The organism is Mucilaginibacter sp. AK015 (assembly GCF_014200785.1).
In the GTDB taxonomy this organism is placed as follows: domain Bacteria; phylum Bacteroidota; class Bacteroidia; order Sphingobacteriales; family Sphingobacteriaceae; genus Mucilaginibacter.
Genome location: NZ_JACHCV010000001.1, coordinates 1,940,088 through 1,958,088, shown reverse-complemented (window position 1 = coordinate 1,958,088; position 18,001 = coordinate 1,940,088). Strand labels below are relative to the sequence as shown.

Sequence of the window (18,001 nt, the reverse complement as noted above, 5' to 3'; positions counted from 1 at the left end):
AATCGCTCTTTGTTAATTTTTTACAAATTTACCATTTCCTACCACAGTTTTATTACCGTTGTTTATCACCTGAACAAAATAAGTGCCGGGCAACAGGTTGTTCACATTGTTTTGCCAAACGGTATTTGTTGTCGTAACCGATCTTACTACGCTTCCGTTGCCGCTGGTTACGGTTATAGTATAGGATGTAGCGCCCTCCTGTGGCAGTATTGCCACATTTACGGTGGTAGTAACCGGGTTAGGGTATATATTGATATTGCTAACCACTATGTTTTGCCCTTGTTTGGAATACATCAGTTCCCTGATCTCCGAATAGCTGATCTCTCCGTTTAAATCGGTTGTTTTTAAGCGATATTGGTTTTTACCTATTACCGGGAACCTGTCTGTCAGGGTGTAATCACCGTTGCCGGTTGATTTAAGGCTGCTAACTACCTCCCATGTTTTACCATTATCGGTGCTGCGTTCTACAACAAAGCCGGTGTAATCGCTTTCATTTTCGGTTGTCCAGCTCAGTTCGGCACCTGATGTGGCTTTCGAAGCCGAAAACTTTAAAAGGGTGAGTGCGTAATCGGGGTTCTGGCGTATCACAAGCGCAAAGCGGTTAGCACCGTATGTAGCCGTATCGCTCAGTGTAGCATTAAAATTATACGTTTTATTGGTGCCGATGTCTAACGAATCCTTTCTCCATTTATCCATCAGCCAGATAGAATATAATTGCGGTACGTTCTTCAGTTCGTTAAGGTTAAGCTGGTATATACCTGTTGCCGGTACTTTTACGGTTAAAGGTATAGTAAGCGATTTAGCAGGATAAGGCAACTCGTTAATTGCCAGCTCTTTATTATCTGTCGAACGGGTTGACAGGCTTATTACGTTATTTCCTTTCAGGTATTCTGCATCTTCGTTTTTGGCAAAGGTTGGTTTGGCAGTGCTTTTAAAAAACACCAGCGATTCCTCTTTATTATTATCGTCCTGTATAACCTGTAAACGTAGATACTGCACCGGCGGCTTTGTAACAGTGGGCGCTGCCATAGTAGCGGCAGCGGCTGTTGTTGCCGCGGCGGTGCCCATCAGTGTTTGCCTGCTCAATTGCTGTGCATTTAACTGGCCGGCCTGGTTAGGGGCCGACATCAATACCGACGAAGCAGTTAATTGCGTATTTACCTTAGCTGCCTCGGTAAAAGTAAGTGTTGGGTTTTTATCAGTAGCCCTAACAAAAAATGCCTGGCCGCTTGGTATAACATTCGCGTTTGATAGCGCGCTGTTATCAAAGTTTGTACCCACGCCCGCATGCCCCGCTATATAAGTAGCATAAGCCTTTAAACGGGGGTTATATATGCGGATAGTGCTATCGATATGTGTGCCTGATATAGCAGCTGTACCAAATTTATCCCAGTCAATCGAGCTCGCGTACGGGTTGCCCACCAGGTTATAACCGCGTACCGCCGTGTTTGCTATAGAATCGGTATATAATAACTTTCCGGCACCGCCGGCATTCGTCCAGTGCGTAACGGTTATCGCGCCCTGGTTTAAATAACCTGTAGAAGTAAATGTTGCAGGCTGCGCAACAGATTGCGGGTCGGTTGGATTTGTAGTGGCCGGCCCTCCTCTGAAGAAAAACAGTATACCATTACCTGCCGGCAGCGTAAACGTATTTACTTCACCATCCAGGTTAATATTGTATGCCGGCGTGTTGTTGATCTTATTGATACCCCGGAAGTTACCCGATATGAACGAGGTATAAGCCGGAACAAGATTTTCGCGGTAGGCATATATCGATGGATTAGCCGGCGTCGAATTGCTAAATCCGCCGCTACCAGATGTGCCGGTGATCCATGATTGGGTTTTCGGATAGCTTAGGTTAGGCCAAACCGCAAGGCTGCTCGACTCCGATACCGCTGATGACAATAAGCGGTACCCGCGGCTGTATGATTTTCCGCCGGTTATATAACGTTCAACATTAACGTTACCCGTGATGCTTGTACCAGACGGAAGTTCGGTAACCGTTGCCGAGCCGCTGGTATCGGATTTTAGCGTTAACACGCCGCCTGTGGCTAATGTTACCTTACCCGACAGCGTTAGCTTACCGGTACTGGCAACGCCGAAACCGGCACCCGTACCGCCTAATGTTTTGATACGGTTGGTGCCGCCTGTATTGCTAAAGGTTACATCATTAAATGTAAACGCGGTTGCAGCATTGTTATTAATGGCTTGCACGTTTGTCCTTTTGAAAACGATGGTACCGGCACCACCGGTAAAGGTTCCGCCAACATCGTTAGTGAAGGTAGTGGAGTTGAAATTAATGTTACCGCTGCCTGCCGTAAATGCCCCTGTGTTTGTAAAGTTTCCGGTTACATCCATAATGCCGGCACCGGCATTAAAGGTACTGTTGTTAGTAACAGCGCCGCTAAAAGTTACATTTCCGGTACCTAACGTTACAGTACCGCCCGCGTTATTTGTTAAAGCGGCAAAAGTACCTGTACCTGACGCAAGGTTTAAGCTGCCGCCCGAGTTGTTTGTGAATGTTCCCGAGGTAGTAAAAGTACCTGCGGCCGACTGTGTGATAGTACCCGTATTGGTAACGGCAGCCGAGAAGGTTATACCGTTGCTGCCTGTATTGGTGATAGTACCCGAGTTTGTTGTCGCGCCTGCTACCGTCAAGGTCCCGGCAACAGACATATCGCCGGCATTATTTAACTGCGCGCTGCCTGTTAACTGTAATGTACCGCCCGAGGCTACAGAAGAAGTTGCCCCGCTTGAAATAGCCAGCTTTCCGGTGCCGCTGCTGGTAATAGTGCCCGTAGACGACGCATTTACGGTAACGCCGTTGCTTAGGGTTAACGTTTGCGTGGTGTTTATGGTTAAAACCGGTGCATTATTATTGCCAAAGGTGATGCCGCGTATTGTTTTAGATGCGCTGACAGTAGGCTGGTTATAAGGGTATTGATAAGCTACTACACCAATACGTACCACATCGTTTGTACCGGGCGTTGCGCCGCCCCCACCGTTTAAGGTACGGTAGTTGCCGGCATCGGTAAAGCTTGTGCTGCTGCTGCCCACCCAATCGTAAGTAGCTGCGATGGTAAAAATGTTACCATTCGATGTACTTAAGTTGGTGTATTGTTTATATGGCGAACTTTGGGTTAACGATGCTGTTCCGTTAACAAAATTATATTGTAAGGTGCCTGTGCTGTAACTTGTGCTTGCGGTAAAATCGGCCACCAGGAAATAATAATAGGAGCCGTTGCCGGTAAAGCTGTTTAGGTTTTGGCTTAAACCGGTTATGCTTGTACTGGTGCCCGGGAAGCTAACCGAGGCGCCCGTATTTACAGCATCAGCAAAATAAGGCGTGGCCGACCGGTAAAGCTTGCCTTGTGTAAAATACGCGTTGGTGCTTACACTGCTTGGTATATCAATTTGGTTGATAGTTAAAATGCCGGTTACATCAACCTTAAAACCAAATAAAACAATGGCGGTTTGGCCGTAGCTTAAGGCGCCCTGGGTTATGCCGTTGCTGGCGCTGTTATAGCCGGTTATGGTAACACTGGGCAGTGCTAACGAAAAATTTGTGCCGTTTACATCGCTGGCAACAGCAACATTTGAGCTTATAGGGCTGCTTTGCACGATGGAGTTTGATGTAGATGTCGCGAATTTGAACTGTGTTGTGCCGGGCACAGTACCATAATAGCCGGAATAAAAATCGCCAACGATAAAGTAATATACCGGTGCTGCGTTTGCAGTATAGCTTTCATTTAAGCCGGAAATAGTGAGGCCCGGTGTTGAACCCGATGTGAAACTAACAGAGGCCGTATTAAGGAGTGTTGCGGTGCCCGTAGAGAAGGTGCTTGATGTTGAACGATAAATTTTTCCGTTATTGAAATAACTTGCAGGGACGCTGGTGCCCGTATTGTTTAAATTAAAGCCAGTTACTGTGGCGGCCGCATTTGTACTTACGCCGAACCCGAATAATACAATGCCGGTTTCGCTTGGTACCAAATTGCCTTGTGTAATGCCGTTTGCCCCGCTGTTTGCGTCGGTTATAGTGTAGGTTGGGTTGGTGAATTTAAAGGAAGCCCCGGTAATATTTGAAGAGGCGGTTATGTTTGAAGCATTACTTAATATAAGGGCGTTGGTTTGAGACGTTTGAAACTTAAATTGGATGTTTGAAGGCAGCGTGCCGGCTGTTTGGTTAAAATCAGCAACCAAAAAATAATATGCAGTGGTGGTGGTAACTGCTTCAGACATGCCGGATATGGTTACGCCAGGTGTATGTTGATATGTGCTGAATGATACAGTGGCCGGGTTTACCTGCGTTGCAGTGAGCAGGGAAAATGTGCTCGACGAAGACCTGTACAGCTTTCCGTTGCCTAAGTATGAAGCCAGATAGCTTTGGGTACTTGACGTATTGATATTAACCGTGCTTACTGTTGCGTTGGCATTGGCAGATAAGCCAAACCCAAACAAAACAACGCCTGTTTGGCCGGGAAGCACATCGCCTTGTGTTATCCCATTTGATGAAGCATTGGCATCCGTAATAGTAAGGGTAGGATTATTAACGGTATAATTTATACCATTGAAGCCACTGCCGTAAGAAGTATAGGGGCTGTTTCTGATGGCCGAACCAAAACTGAATTGAATTGTAGCCGGCAATGCGCCGGTGGCATTAATGTCAACCACCAGAAAATAAGTATAGCTGCTATTGGTAATGGTTTCATTTACACCGATAGCCATGTAATAGCCCGCTGAAAGTGTTGCAATTTGCGTTGCCCCTGAAAAGCTTACGCTGCCCGCCGTAGACCGGTACAGCCTGCCATTAGTAGCGAGCCCCTGATTGGCAGTAAGTACAAATTGATTAAAGTTAACACTTCCACCCGATACAGCAACTTTAAAACCTAATACGACAGCATCTTTTTGCCCATTTACCATCGGGCTTGAACTCACCCCATTGGTCGCTACGCTGTTAGCACTGGTAATCGTTACCGTTTGTCCTTTACTACTCAGCCCAAAAAAACATAAGAATATAAACGATACTAACGCCGATTTGTATATGAGTGCTTTCAATTTAAATTAAAAAGGGTAAATATTTATCAATATCGCGCGTATTGCAAAAATGATGCAAACGCCGGGTTTTAAGCCGTTTAATACCTGTAATGTGGCAATCAGGGCTATTTACGATGAAATAAATACAAAAGATTTTTAACCTTAACTAAAAATCCTGTTTCGGAAAATGTAAAAGTGGGTAAATATTCCACAAAATGGGGAAAAAAAGCCACACTGTGGAATATTGTCTTTGATTTTAACTTTATGTTTATTAATTGAAGAGAAATTTTAGCACGAATGGCGCAATGTTCCTGTGAGTTTTACTAAAGTCATTAATTATAGTTCAAATTCCAGGCCAGATAATTTAATATTTATAGGATGCCAAAATATTATCTAAAACATTTATTTTTAGCATGCACTATTTTTAATGTATGGGCAAAAAATACCCGGCACTGTTTAGTTTCCTTCTGTTTATTGCCTGTACCATTCAGGCATTTGGCCAGCAGCAAATACCGTTTAATGCTGCACGGCAGCAAAAATTAGATTCACTTTCCTTACGGTCGGCCCAAAATTTTATCACCGCTCATCAAAAAGCCCTGCAAATGGCGCCCGCCAAGGGTTGGGCTATCCGCAGGGTCACAAAAGCCGGCAACCTTGTGGCCCTGCAAGGTGTAAACAGCCTGGGCTTTCCGGTTTTTTTGATCACGCATAACAATACTATTTCGGCAGCAACTACGGGCACCAACACGGTGCAGCCCGGCGGCGCCTTAGGCCTGAACCTGAGTGGGAGCAGCACGTTTTTGAACAATAAGCTGGGTATATGGGACGGCGGCCAGGTGTACAAAGCCCACCGCGAATTTGCCGGCAAAACCATTACCGCAAAAGATAACGCGGGTGTGCTTGACCACTCTACGCATGTGGCCGGCACCATGATAGCCAAAGGGGTATACGCCCCGGTAAAGGGTATGGCCTATGGCGCGCAAACCCTGTTGGCCTGGGACTTTGATGACGATGTATCCGAAATGAGCGCGGCGGCATCGGGCCTGCTGCTGTCAAATCACTCGTACGGCGACGTTGGCGGCTGGGATTACAACAGCAATGACGGCCGCTGGGAATGGTATGGACTGCCCGGCGATACTGAAGATTATAATTTTGGTTTTTACGACGCCCGTGTGCAATCGTGGGATAAGATAGCCTATAACGCACCCTATTATTTGATAGTGGAATCGGCGGGTAACAGCAGGTCGAGCAACGGGCCGGCCATAGGGTCAACCTATTACGGCTATGCCAGCCGCACAAACCCAACATTTGTAAATAAAGGGCCACGCCCGGCCAATATCAGCAGTAATAACGGTTATGATATTATCACCACAACAGGTACCGCAAAAAATATACTTACGGTTGGCGCGGTAGGCCCTTTGCCTAACGGGCCGGTTAACCGCGCCGATGTGGCCGTTTCGTTCTTTAGCAGCTGGGGGCCTACAGATGATGGCCGCATCAAGCCCGATATTATGGGCAACGGCGAAAACGTGGTATCTACGGGCACGCAAAACAGTAGCTCGTATATCACACTATCGGGCACATCCATGGCGGCACCCAATATCACCGGGTCGTTATACCTTTTACAGGAGTATTACGCGCAAAAAAACAACGGTAACTTTATGCGGGCCGCCACTTTAAAAGGCCTGGCCTGCCATACCGCGTTTGATGCAGGTAACGTTGGCCCCGATTATATTTACGGGTGGGGCCTGTTAGATATGCGCCGTGCCGCACAGGCCATTACCGATAATGGCGTAAAAAGTATCATCAGCGAAAACACCCTTACACAAGGGCAAACAAAAAGTTTTGATGTGGTCGCATCGGGCGAAGGGCCTTTATCAGTAACCATTTCGTGGACAGATCCCGAAGGTACCCCGACGGCCGGCACAACCATAAACGACCGTACCCCAAAGCTGGTGAACGACCTTGACCTGCGGATAAACGATGACGCGAACATTTATAATCCCTGGGTGCTTACGCCCGACAACCCTTCGGCACCGGCCACAACCGGCGATAATATCAGGGATAACATCGAGCAGGTATACATTGCCAATGCGGTGCCCGGTAAAAAATATACCGTTAACATATCGCATAAAGGTACATTGCGCTCGGGCAGCCAGGCCTATTCAGTTATTATGACCGGAACGGGCGGCAACGCCTATTGCGCCTCGGCACCGGTATCAACGGCCGATTCAAAGATCAGCAAATTTACATTGGCTAATATCAGCTATACAGCGGGAGCAGGCTGTACAGGCTATACCGATAACACCAATTTGTCCGTACAGCTGGAAGCCGGTAAAATTTATCCCTTTAGCCTTACATTAGGTACTTGCGGCGCTGATTTTAGCAAAGCCGCAAAAATATTTGCCGACTGGAACGGCAACGGCGTTTTTGATGCTGATGAGTTGGCAGCTACTACTGATGTTGTTGCCGGCAGCAATACCGTTACAGGAAATATTGCTGTACCGGCAACGGTTATGCCGGGCAACATCAGTCTGCTGCGGATAGTATTGAATGAAACTGCCGATCCGGCCGCTATTAACGCCTGTGGTACCTATAATAAGGGCGAGACGCAGGACTACCGTATACAATTTTTAAAACCATCTGTTGATGCGGGCGCTATTGCTATTGTAAACTCTGAGGCCGGCGCCACCTGCGCAAGGGCGGTAGCAGTTACGGTAAGGCTGAAGAATTTTGGCAGCTCGGGCATAAGCAATGTGCCGGTTACCGTAACGGTTACCTCGCCAAATAATGCGGTGACAACTTTAACCGAGGTGTACACCGGCTCGTTAAGTCCCGAAGAAGAAACCGACTTTACCTTTGCCGGTAAATTTAACGCGGTTGCGGGCTCTACTTACAACATCACTGCCGAAACCACCATACCCGGCGACCCCATAACCGCCAACAACAAAACAACAGGTACCATCACTATTGGTTACCCGCCAGAAATTACCGGGCTGCAAGCTTACTTCTGCACCAATACCAACGCCTACGAATTATCCGGCACCGGCGACGGGCAGTTACTTTGGTATAAGTCGGCTACCGATGCTATCCCGGTAGGGTATGGTTCGCCTGCATCGGTAATGCAGGCCCCGGTTAACAACACTTTTTACGCGGGCTTAAACGATTTTAGCGGCAAGGTTGGCCCGGCTACCAAAAACGTGTTCAGCGCAGGCGGGTATAACCAGTTTACGCCGGGCGTTAAAGTAAACACAAAAATACCGGTGATGATTGAAAGCGCGCGGTTATATGTGGGCAATGCCGGACGGGTTATTTTTACGGCGACTAACGATAACGGCGAGGTGGTATCATCGGTAACACTGAATGTTACCGCAACAAGTTCATCGTCGCAGCCCGGCGAACAGCCCGACGACCCAACCGATCAGGGTAAGGTATATACGCTTAACCTGTTGCTGCCTGACGCCGGTAACTATACCATCACCCCATCGTACGAAGGCGGTGCAACCATCTACCGTAACAACGGCGGGGTAAAAGGTTATCCGTTTACGATTGGTAATATTTTCAGCATCACCGGCAATGATGCCATATCCGATGCAGGCGAAAGCGATACTACCTATTATAGGAACTTTTATTACTACCTGTACGATATGCAGGTACGCAGTCCGGGTTGTCCAACTGCTCAGCGTGCGGCTGTCACGGTTGCCAATCCGGTCATCACGCAAAATGGTGATATATTAAACTCGAGCGTAGCAACCGGTAACCAGTGGCTTTTAAATGGAGAAGTTATTGAAGGCGCTGTAAATGCCAGTTACACACCACTGGTTAGCGGCAATTACCAGGTACAGGTAACGCACGAAAGTGGCTGTGTGACGGTGTCGGATGTGTTTGCGTATGCGCTGGTAGCCAAACACCCTGATAAAACAACAGATATTGGCCTGGCCGTATTCCCGGTACCGGCAAATACTTACTTTAATGTGCTTTTTGAAGCTAAGGCGGCGGGCAATCTGCAGTTATCGCTCGTGAACAGCGCCGGGCAAACCGTGTATCAAACAACACAAACTATTGCCGCGGGTAATTTTAGTACTGCAATAAACACGGTTAACCGCATACCGGGCACTTACATCCTGAAAATAAAACTGGGGGATAAAGTTTATTCAAAAAAGATAATTATCGCGAAGTAATAATAAACACCGGATATCCAACATCCAACTTTTTACTTTATTATTCGATATTGGATATACGATGTTCTACATTTAAAGGAATACTGATCGTTTACTTAAAAAGTATATTTTAACCCAAGGCCGGGGGCAAGGTCAAAAAATGGCCCGGTTGCCAGTTCAACACGTGGGTTTAAATCAAGGCTAATGGCTATAGGGGCATCGGGCAATTTGTATTCAAGGCCTAAAACCCCATCAGCGCCAAGCAAAACCCGGCTGTCGCTGTAATAGTTATCATCGCCAAAGCGTTTGTAAACGCCGCTGCCCACAGCGCCAACGTGCGCGCCAAAACCATAGTAAAACTTAAGCAAGGGAGTATTAAAAGCAGGTTGATGCAATTCGTATAAGCCTGTTACAACAACGCCGTGGTTACGGATGCCTAATATCCCTTCAAGCGCGGTGGTGCTGTTCATGAAATATTTAACAGAGGGGCCATTTTCGTAACCGCCGAATTTAAGGCCGACAGCGGTTTTGTAGTCTTGCGCCTGAGACCGGTTAGCAAGCAGCAAAAAGGATGTTAGTACTACTGCAATAAGGGTAAATTTTTTCATAGTGAATTTTTTTTGATGCGGTTTGTATTCATACCGCATGCGTTGCGTAAATGGTTTAATAGTTAACGTAATTAACGGCATAGATAGCGTTTTATGCTGTTTAAATAAAAATGATGCTGCAATAATATATCACATAACTGATTTCCAGACGTAAAATAATCAACATTTCCACATTGTATTTGTAACCTTAAATACCTTAAATTGCCCCAATATTACCTGTTATGATCAATTTTAAACCTATAATAGCGTACACGGCCGTTGTGTTTTTTGTAAGCCTGAGCTTTGATGCCCCTGCACAGCAGCAAACTATTAATCCCGCAAAATACCGTAAGGGTATGGTGGTGTGTGCCTATCCCGATGCGGCAAACGCGGGGCTTGAAGTATTGAAAAAAGGGGGCAACGCGGTAGATGCGGCGGTTGCTGTGCAGTTTGCACTTGCGGTTACACACCCGCAGGCCGGTAATTTAGGCGGCGGGGGATTTATGGTTTACCGTTCGGCAAAGGGCCTTTCGGCCACGCTCGATTTCAGGGAGAAGGCGCCGGCCAAAGCGAGCACCAATATGTATCTTGATGCCTCGGGCAACGTTATCCCGGATATGAGCCTGTACACCCACCAGGCCTCGGGCATACCCGGCTCTGTTGATGGTATGATTGCTGCACATAAAAAGTTTGGTAAATTAAAATGGGCAGTATTGGTACAGCCTGCAATTAACCTGGCGTTTAACGGGTTTAAAATGACCAAACGCCTGGCATCGGATATCAACCGCAATAGTTCGGTATTTAGAAAACTTAACCCGGGTAAAACCTATTTAATTAAAGATACCCCCTGGCAGGAGGGCGATACATTAATACAACGCGACCTGGGCGAAACCTTGGCGCTGATACGCGATAAGGGCCGGGCCGGTTTTTATGAGGGCAAGGTAGCCGACCTGATTATTGCTGAAATGAAAGCGGGTAAAGGCTTGTTTACCAAAGCTGACCTTCAAAATTATCATTCGGTATGGCGTAAACCGCTTACCGGTATTTATAAAAACTATAAGATCATTACCATGCCGCCGCCGTCAAGCGGGGGTATAGCGTTACTTCAATTGCTCCGTTCGGTAGAAAGCTTCCCTTTACACCGGTATGGCTTTAACAGCGACAGCACCGTTCAGGTAATGGTTGAGGCTGAACGCAGGGTATATGCCGACCGCTCGAAATACCTGGGCGACCCGGATTTTTATAATGTCCCTGTTGATAGCCTGCTTAAGCCACAATATCTAAAAAACCGTATGCAAAGCTTTAACTGGGATGCCGCCACACCAAGCGCGGCTATACAGCCGGGTACTTTTATAGGTTACGAGAGCGACCAAACCACCCACTATTCTATTGTGGATAATGAGGGGAATGCTGTAGCCATCACCACCACGCTGAACGACACTTTCGGTTCAAAGATATTTGTGGCGGGCGCCGGCTTTTTGCTGAACAATGAAATGGACGACTTTAGTTCGAAGCCTGGGGTGCCTAATATGTATGGGCTTGTTGGCGGTAAAGCCAATAGCATACAGCCGGGCAAGCGTATGCTATCCAGCATGACACCCACTATTGTCGAAAAAAACGGCGGGTTGTTCATGGTGGTAGGAACTCCGGGTGGTTCAACTATTATTACATCGGTGTTTCAAACAGTGCTGGATGTTATTGAATTTGATATGGATATGCAGCAGGCTGTAAGCGCAAAGCGGTTCCATCACCAATGGCTGCCCGATGAGGTAGGCAGCGAACCCGGTGCCTTATCTGATGCGGTAAAAGATAAGCTTACTAAAAAGGGATATAAGTTAACCAACAGGGGAGCGATTGGCCGGGTAGACGGTATATTGAAAACGAAGACTGGTTACCAGGGCGGTGCCGACCCGAGAGGGGATGATACGGCAGCAGGTTGGTAAGTAGTGATTAGTGAGTAGAGAGTGGTGAATAGTGAGGTTGAGTTAGTAATACAAATAACCACTCACCATTCACTGCTCACCAATCAACTAAAAACATTATGTTTGTGAGTTATGCGAAGCAGTGTAAAACACCAGGAAACGATTGATTATTTTTTAAAGATAGTTTGGCAAACTGTTGCCAACCGTTATAACCAGTTAGTTACCGAATTTGGTATTACACAGTCTATTGGTTACCTGCTCATCAATATCGACGAAGAGGGTACTACAGTATCGCAGGCGGCAGCGCTACTGGGCCTTAAATCAACCAGTTTATCGCGTATGTTGAACCAATTGGAACAAACCGGGCTTATTTACCGCGAATCGAACAAAGGGGATAAACGTTCGGTAAAAATATATTTAACCGAGTTGGGTAAAGAGAAGCGCCAACTGGCAAAAAACGTTGTAAAACAATTTAATAATTACCTTAACGCCCATATAAGCGATGCTGATAAACAGTATTTGACTGAGATGCTTAAGAAAATAAATCAGCTTACCCTCAACTACAAACCATAAAACACACTTTTTAACGTTATGCTAATTGTTAAAAAGTGTTAAGCTGCTGATTTTGCGATATAAAACAATAAATTTGCCTTTTGAAACTGGGATGAACAGGATACTGTTGATATTATTTTTATCGGTTGTTTGTTTTTCGGCCTGCAAAAAAGGGTATGACCCCATTGCCGAAGAGCGGGTGCAGGCAGAGAAAGATGATAAAATAATACAGGATTACATAGCCGCTACGCCGGGCTTAAGCTCGGTAATAAAAAGAGTGGATAGCGCGGGAGTTGCAACCGGTGTTTACTATGTGGTGTTAGCGCCCGGAAGCGGTAATGCATTGTACACAAACTCTACACGTATTACGGTGGACTATACGGCCAAAATACTTACAACCGGCGAAGTGTTTGCGCAAAGCAATAATTTTCACCCATCCTTTATATTAGGAGTGGATGTTTTCAGGGCCTGGCGGTTGGGGATACCGCAGATACAAAAAGGTGGTAAAATACGGATCATTGCCGCATCAAGGTATGTTTACGGTCCGTACGACCAGCCCGAGCTTAATTTACCCAAAAATTCGGTGGTAGATTTTGAGATAGAACTTTTAGATGTAACGAACTGATTTAGATGAAACAAAAGATTTTTACTTTTTTATTAATAGCAGCCACAGGTTTAACCGCCTGCAAAAAAAATACCGATAACCAGCCGGATATCAGGGAGTACGATCAGCAGCAAATTCAGGCCTATATAAGCGCCAATGGCTTAACGGATTTTAGCCAGGATACCACGAAAGATGGTACCGGCACTACCGGTATGTATTATAAAATTATAACACAGGGCAGCGGCGATACGCTGAAATATGCCGACAGGATATCAATGGTATATACCTTAAAGACTTTGGATGGGAAGTATGTATCATCAGATACTATTACCAACCATTTATATGAGTATTTGGGACACCTTGTTAACGATAACCTGCCGCAGGGTTTACAACTTGCGGTTCATAACCTGTTGCAACACAAAGGGGCCAGTATGCGCGTGCTTATTCCGTCGAGGCTTGCCTATGGGCAAAAGGGTTACGGATCGGGTAGCATAACCAATGTAAATACCCGTATCGGCGGTAACCAAAGCCTTGATTATTATGTACACGTAATTGCCGACCAGGAGGTTTATGATGATAAGGTTATTAATAATTACATAGCCGCCAACAATTTAACCGGATATACTAAAGACCCGCTGGGCTATTATTATAAGATAACTACCCCCGGTACCGGCCCGGAAGGCGGAATATCAGAGTTTTCGAACGTTGATCTGACTTATAAAGGAACGTTGCTAAATGGTTCTACATTTGATGAAAGTACGACCGCTATTACCTTTACACCCTATTCGGTAATTGAAGGGCTGGGCAGCGCGCTTCAAAAGTATGGCGTAAAAGGGGCTTCTATTTCTATGCTGATACCATCAGCGCTGGGCTATGGCACTGCTGCACGCGACCTTATACCGTCAAATTCGATACTTAAGTACGATTTTCAGATAACCGACATTAAATAGCAGCAATTGTTTATTTACTTAAAGCCTTTTTAAAAGCTTTTAAACACCGTTCGCGCGCAAAGGCGTGATCGACAATGGGTTTTGGATACGTGCTGAAGTCGGCATATTCCGGAACCCATTTTTTGATGTATTCCATTTTGGGGTCGAACTTTTTTAACTGGCTGTCCGGGTTAAATATTCTAAAATACGGCGCTGCATCGGTACCGCTGCCGGCCGCCCATTGCCAGCCGCCAACGTTACTGGCCATTTCGTAATCCAATAGTTTACGTGCAAAATAGCGCTCGCCCCAGCGCCAGTCTATCAGCAGGTCCTTGCTTAAAAAACTGGCTGTTACCATGCGCACCCTGTTGTGCATAAAGCCGGTGGCATTAAGTTCGCGCATGCCTGCATCTACCAGCGGAAAGCCTGTTTCCCCTTTGCACCAGGCCTCAAACTGGTCCGGGTTGTTAAGCCATTCAATACGGTCATATTCCGGCCTGAAGGCATGATCCATCGTTTTTGGAAAGTGATACAATATCATCATGTAAAACTCCCGCCATATCAGTTCGTTCAGCCAGGTTTTTTCGGGCGATGCATAGGCATCCCTTGCACATTGCCGTATACTTATAGTGCCGAAACGCAAATGTACGCCTACGTGCGAGGTGCCTTTTATGGCAGGGTAATCGCGTGTTTGCGCATAACGGTCAATAATGTTGTTGTAACTTTTATTGGGGTAACTTAATCCGCTTATCACAAATCCCATCTCCTGTAAGGTGGGTAATGCAGATGGTTCCGTCTGGAGCAGATTGTTTAAGTATTTCTCAGACGGATAACTTTTCAGGTAAAACGGCGTTAGCTTTTGATACCATTTGTTTTTATAAGGCGTATAAACCGTGTACGGCTTACCATCATCTTTAATTACCTCGTCTTTTTCAAAAATAACCTGGTCTTTATAAGTAAAAAGCGTGATGTTATGCTTAGCCAGCAAATTTTTAACAGCTGTATCGCGCGCCGTTGCGTAAGGCTCGTAATCGTGATTGGTATAAACAGCGGCGATGTTGTAAGCCCCCATCAGTTTTTCCCAGGCGTGTTCGGCCGTATCAAATAAAGTAAGTAAGCTGCTGCCGTGTGCCCGGCACAGTTTAGTTAAATCTTCGATAGCTTTATAGATAAACGTTACGCGGGCGTCGTCTTCATCTTCCAGGTGCTGCAGTATATTTTTATCAAAAATAAATATAGGCAGCACAGGGTTACCACTTTTAAAAGCATGATATAAACCCGCGTTATCTTCCAACCGCAGATCGCGGCGAAACCAAAAAATACTTACCGGTATGTTTTTACCCATATATTTCTTTCAAGGCCCCGGTTATATCGGGATAATTAAACTTAAAGCCTGCTTCCTGAATTTTTTGTACCGATACTTTGGTGCTTCCTAATACCAGGCTTGCCATCTGGCCGAATAATAACTTTATAAAAAAGGCAGGAACCTTTGGCGCCCAGAGGGGCCGGTGCAGCTGGTTAGCAACGGCCCGGGTAAGTTCAGAGTTGGTTACAGGGAACGGGGCCGACATATTGAAAACGCCTGTTAGCTGATCATTCGATAAACCGAACAGGTACATTGCTATTACATCATGGTGGTGTATCCATGATACCCACTGCCGGCCATTACCTAAAGCCGAACCCACACCCATCTTTATAGGACGGGCCAGTTGCGGCAGCGCACCGCCTTTAGTTGTTAATACCACCCCGGTACGGAATTTTACAATGCGAAGGCCAAATTGCGCGCCTTCATCCACTGCCTTTTCCCATTCTACGCAGCAGGTGCCAATAAAATCTTGTGCGGGCGCCTTATCTTCAGTAAGGAGTTCATCGCCGCGATTGCTATAATAGCCAATACCTGATGCAGAAAGCACCGTTTTTACCTGATTAGGTTTGCTGCCCATCAGCCGGTAAATAAGAGCGATTGATTTGGTGCGGCTTTCCACAATCTCTTTTTTACGTTTTTCTGTCCAGCGTTTGTCCGCTATGCCTGCACCCGCCAGGTGAATAATAGTGTCGATACCGTCGATACAATGCTCGTCTATCACGTCATTTTTAACATCCCACAAATAAGTTTTTACCTGCGGGTTTTTATGCGCGCTGCGGCTCAAGTGAGCTACACTGTGGCCATTGTTAAGCAGCGCTTTTGTAAGTTCCTGGCCCAGTAAACCCGAGCCGCCGGTGATAAGTATGCTTTTACCCATATTGGTGTTTGATAACCTGGTTATCCGTTTATTAATGCAATTATAAACGGTGGCTTAAAGGTAGCAACCGTTTCTGCAAAAAGTTTGCAGGGTAAGCTTATTTATTGTTCATGGTGTGGGCCCGGATGCTTAACAGTGTTATTGTGACGCTAGCCGGTTGTTACCGATATGTGCAGCGATTTGTAACATTTTTGTTGATATAGCCATTTGCTTCAAAACCCAACAAAATGGATTAAACCTTTTGTTTGCTTAAATGTTAAGGTATTAACAATAAATTATTAATATTATGTATACGCACAGTTTTCAACAATTTTTAATTTGCTTATGCGTGGCAATAATCGGGCTTGTGGCCGCCTATGGGTTGTACTGCCGTAAACGTTATATATCGTTTTTAGGCACAGGAAGAGTTACCGATATACAGACCTGGGAACTTAAAGCCACGCTGAGCTGGATTGCCACATCTGTACTTGTTTTTGCAATGATAATACCACTGATTATTGAATAAAGGCGTACTAAATTCCCCCTATGTTCAATACTGCAAATGGCATTGATTGTTCAAAAAGTATTATTACCAGTTTATGCCCGCAAGATAATTGCGGGCATTTTTATTTTGCGTTTATCTGATCTTGGCTGATGGTTACTGCCCGGCAGCCTCAATATGAGGTTTATAGGTATCCGTTTTTACATTCGCTTTTAACTCGTGCAAAATATTGTATAGCCCGAAATTTGTGCGGTTTACGTAAATAAAGTGTTTTACACCGCGGGCCTGCTTAAACTCGGGCATTTTTGAAACCTTTTCGCCAAAGCCAAACAGATCGTCAAAAAATGCTTTTTCGCCAAAATCAAAAGTATTGGTAATGTATGGCTTGGCAAACAAGCTTATCATTTGCTTATACATGCTGTAATAAAATTCAATTTGCGCAGGTGTGTCGTTTGGCAATATCATTTCCAGCTTGCGGAAAGCTTTGATGGTTTCATCTTTGTCATCGAACAAATTTGTTGAAGTGAGGGCGAAGAAGGGGTAATAAAAATCGTCGGGCATCACTTTTATGCAGCCGAAATCAATAACGCCCAATTTGCCTTCAGGGGTTATTAAAAAATTTCCGGGGTGCGGGTCAGCATGCACGGCACGTAGCTCGTGCTGCTGATAGTTATAAAAATCCCAAAGCGCCTGGCCGATCTGGTCGCGCAGCTGCTGCGCAGGGTTGGTAGCCAAAAACTCGCGCAGGTGCTTGCCTTCCAGCCAATCCATGGTGATAATGCGTTTGCTTGACAGGTCGGGGTAATATTCGGGGAAAACAATATTGTCCAGGTTTTTGCAGGCAATTGAAAACTCTATGGAGCGGCGTACCTCCAATTCATAGTCGGTTTCTTCCAGTAAGCGCTCTTCTACCTCACGCATGTAAATGTCCAGTTCTTTTTCGCTCATGCCCAGCATCCTGAAAGCGAAGGGTTTTACCAGTTTCAGGTCGGACGAGATGGAATCGCCAACACCGGGGTATTGGATCTTTACCGCCAGCTTTTTGCCGTTCAGTTCGGCCTGGTGCACCTGCCCTATAGATGCAGCGTTGGTAGAACGGATGTTGAACTTGTCGTAGATCTGGTCGGGGTTTTTACCAAAATATTTTTTAAACGTTTGCACAATAAGCGGCCCCGACAACGGCGGCGCATTGTATTGCGATTGCGTAAACTTATCTACATAAGCCTGCGGCAATAAGTTTTTATCCATGCTAAGCATTTGCGCCACTTTAAGCGCGCTGCCTTTAAGCTCGCTTAACGACTGGTAAATATCCGTGGCGTTGTCCTCGTTCAACTGCGACTTATCCATCTCTGGGTTAAACAGTTTTTTAGAGTAATGCTTAATGTAATTGCCGCCGATTTTGAAACCTGTTTTAACGAATTTGGCGCTTCGTTCAACTTTACTGGTAGGAATGCTGTTTTGCTCTTTATTGGTATTATCGCTCATG

The 18,001-nt window shown here is 45.8% G+C and carries 10 protein-coding genes; 5 read left to right on the top strand and 5 right to left on the bottom strand.

Annotated features, from left to right (window positions below; all coding sequences use genetic code 11):
• Positions 1–12: 12 nt before the first annotated feature.
• Positions 13–5,058, bottom strand: a complete 5,046-nt coding sequence (locus tag HDC91_RS08695) for a T9SS type A sorting domain-containing protein (protein ID WP_183550609.1) — start codon at positions 5,056–5,058, stop codon at positions 13–15.
• 410 nt (positions 5,059–5,468) lie between these two features.
• Here HDC91_RS08695 and HDC91_RS08690 point away from each other — a divergent pair, with 410 nt between their 5' ends.
• Positions 5,469–9,218: a S8/S53 family peptidase gene (locus HDC91_RS08690; protein ID WP_183550606.1), complete on the top strand. Its 3,750-nt coding sequence runs from the start codon at positions 5,469–5,471 to the stop codon at positions 9,216–9,218.
• Positions 9,219–9,313: 95 nt separating this feature from the next.
• Here the strand turns inward: HDC91_RS08690 and HDC91_RS08685 are convergent, their stop codons facing one another.
• A complete protein-coding gene (locus HDC91_RS08685) occupies positions 9,314–9,805 on the bottom strand; it encodes a hypothetical protein (RefSeq protein ID WP_183550602.1) in 492 nt (163 codons plus the stop codon).
• A gap of 221 nt (positions 9,806–10,026) precedes the next feature.
• Here HDC91_RS08685 and ggt point away from each other — a divergent pair, with 221 nt between their 5' ends.
• The 4 genes from ggt to HDC91_RS08665 all read left to right on the top strand — a co-directional run bounded on the left by ggt (position 10,027) and on the right by HDC91_RS08665 (position 13,812).
• Positions 10,027–11,727 (top strand): gamma-glutamyltransferase, encoded by a 1,701-nt coding sequence (gene ggt / locus HDC91_RS08680; protein WP_183550599.1) that lies wholly within the window; start codon positions 10,027–10,029, stop codon positions 11,725–11,727.
• Between the two features lie 111 nt (positions 11,728–11,838).
• The gene (locus HDC91_RS08675; RefSeq protein ID WP_129876297.1) at positions 11,839–12,279 is read left to right on the top strand and encodes a MarR family winged helix-turn-helix transcriptional regulator; all 441 of its coding nucleotides are present in this window, start codon (positions 11,839–11,841) and stop codon (positions 12,277–12,279) included.
• Between the two features lie 91 nt (positions 12,280–12,370).
• Complete coding sequence (locus tag HDC91_RS08670) at positions 12,371–12,883, top strand: FKBP-type peptidyl-prolyl cis-trans isomerase (RefSeq protein WP_162431240.1); 513 nt, start codon at positions 12,371–12,373, stop codon at positions 12,881–12,883.
• A gap of 5 nt (positions 12,884–12,888) precedes the next feature.
• Positions 12,889–13,812: an FKBP-type peptidyl-prolyl cis-trans isomerase gene (locus HDC91_RS08665; protein ID WP_183550596.1), complete on the top strand. Its 924-nt coding sequence runs from the start codon at positions 12,889–12,891 to the stop codon at positions 13,810–13,812.
• Positions 13,813–13,822: 10 nt separating this feature from the next.
• Here HDC91_RS08665 and HDC91_RS08660 read toward each other — a convergent pair whose 3' ends face one another.
• The 3 genes from HDC91_RS08660 to HDC91_RS08650 all read right to left on the bottom strand — a co-directional run bounded on the left by HDC91_RS08660 (position 13,823) and on the right by HDC91_RS08650 (position 18,000).
• Positions 13,823–15,136: a deoxyribodipyrimidine photo-lyase gene (locus HDC91_RS08660; RefSeq protein WP_183550593.1), complete on the bottom strand. Its 1,314-nt coding sequence runs from the start codon at positions 15,134–15,136 to the stop codon at positions 13,823–13,825.
• Positions 15,129–16,034, bottom strand: coding sequence for a TIGR01777 family oxidoreductase (locus HDC91_RS08655; RefSeq protein WP_183550590.1), 906 nt, complete (start codon positions 16,032–16,034; stop codon positions 15,129–15,131). The genes HDC91_RS08660 and HDC91_RS08655 overlap by 8 nt, the downstream gene beginning before the upstream one ends.
• A 637-nt stretch (positions 16,035–16,671) precedes the next feature.
• On the bottom strand, positions 16,672–18,000 hold the full coding sequence (locus HDC91_RS08650) for an AarF/ABC1/UbiB kinase family protein (protein ID WP_183550587.1): 1,329 nt from the start codon (positions 17,998–18,000) through the stop codon (positions 16,672–16,674).
• Position 18,001: the final 1 nt, after the last annotated feature.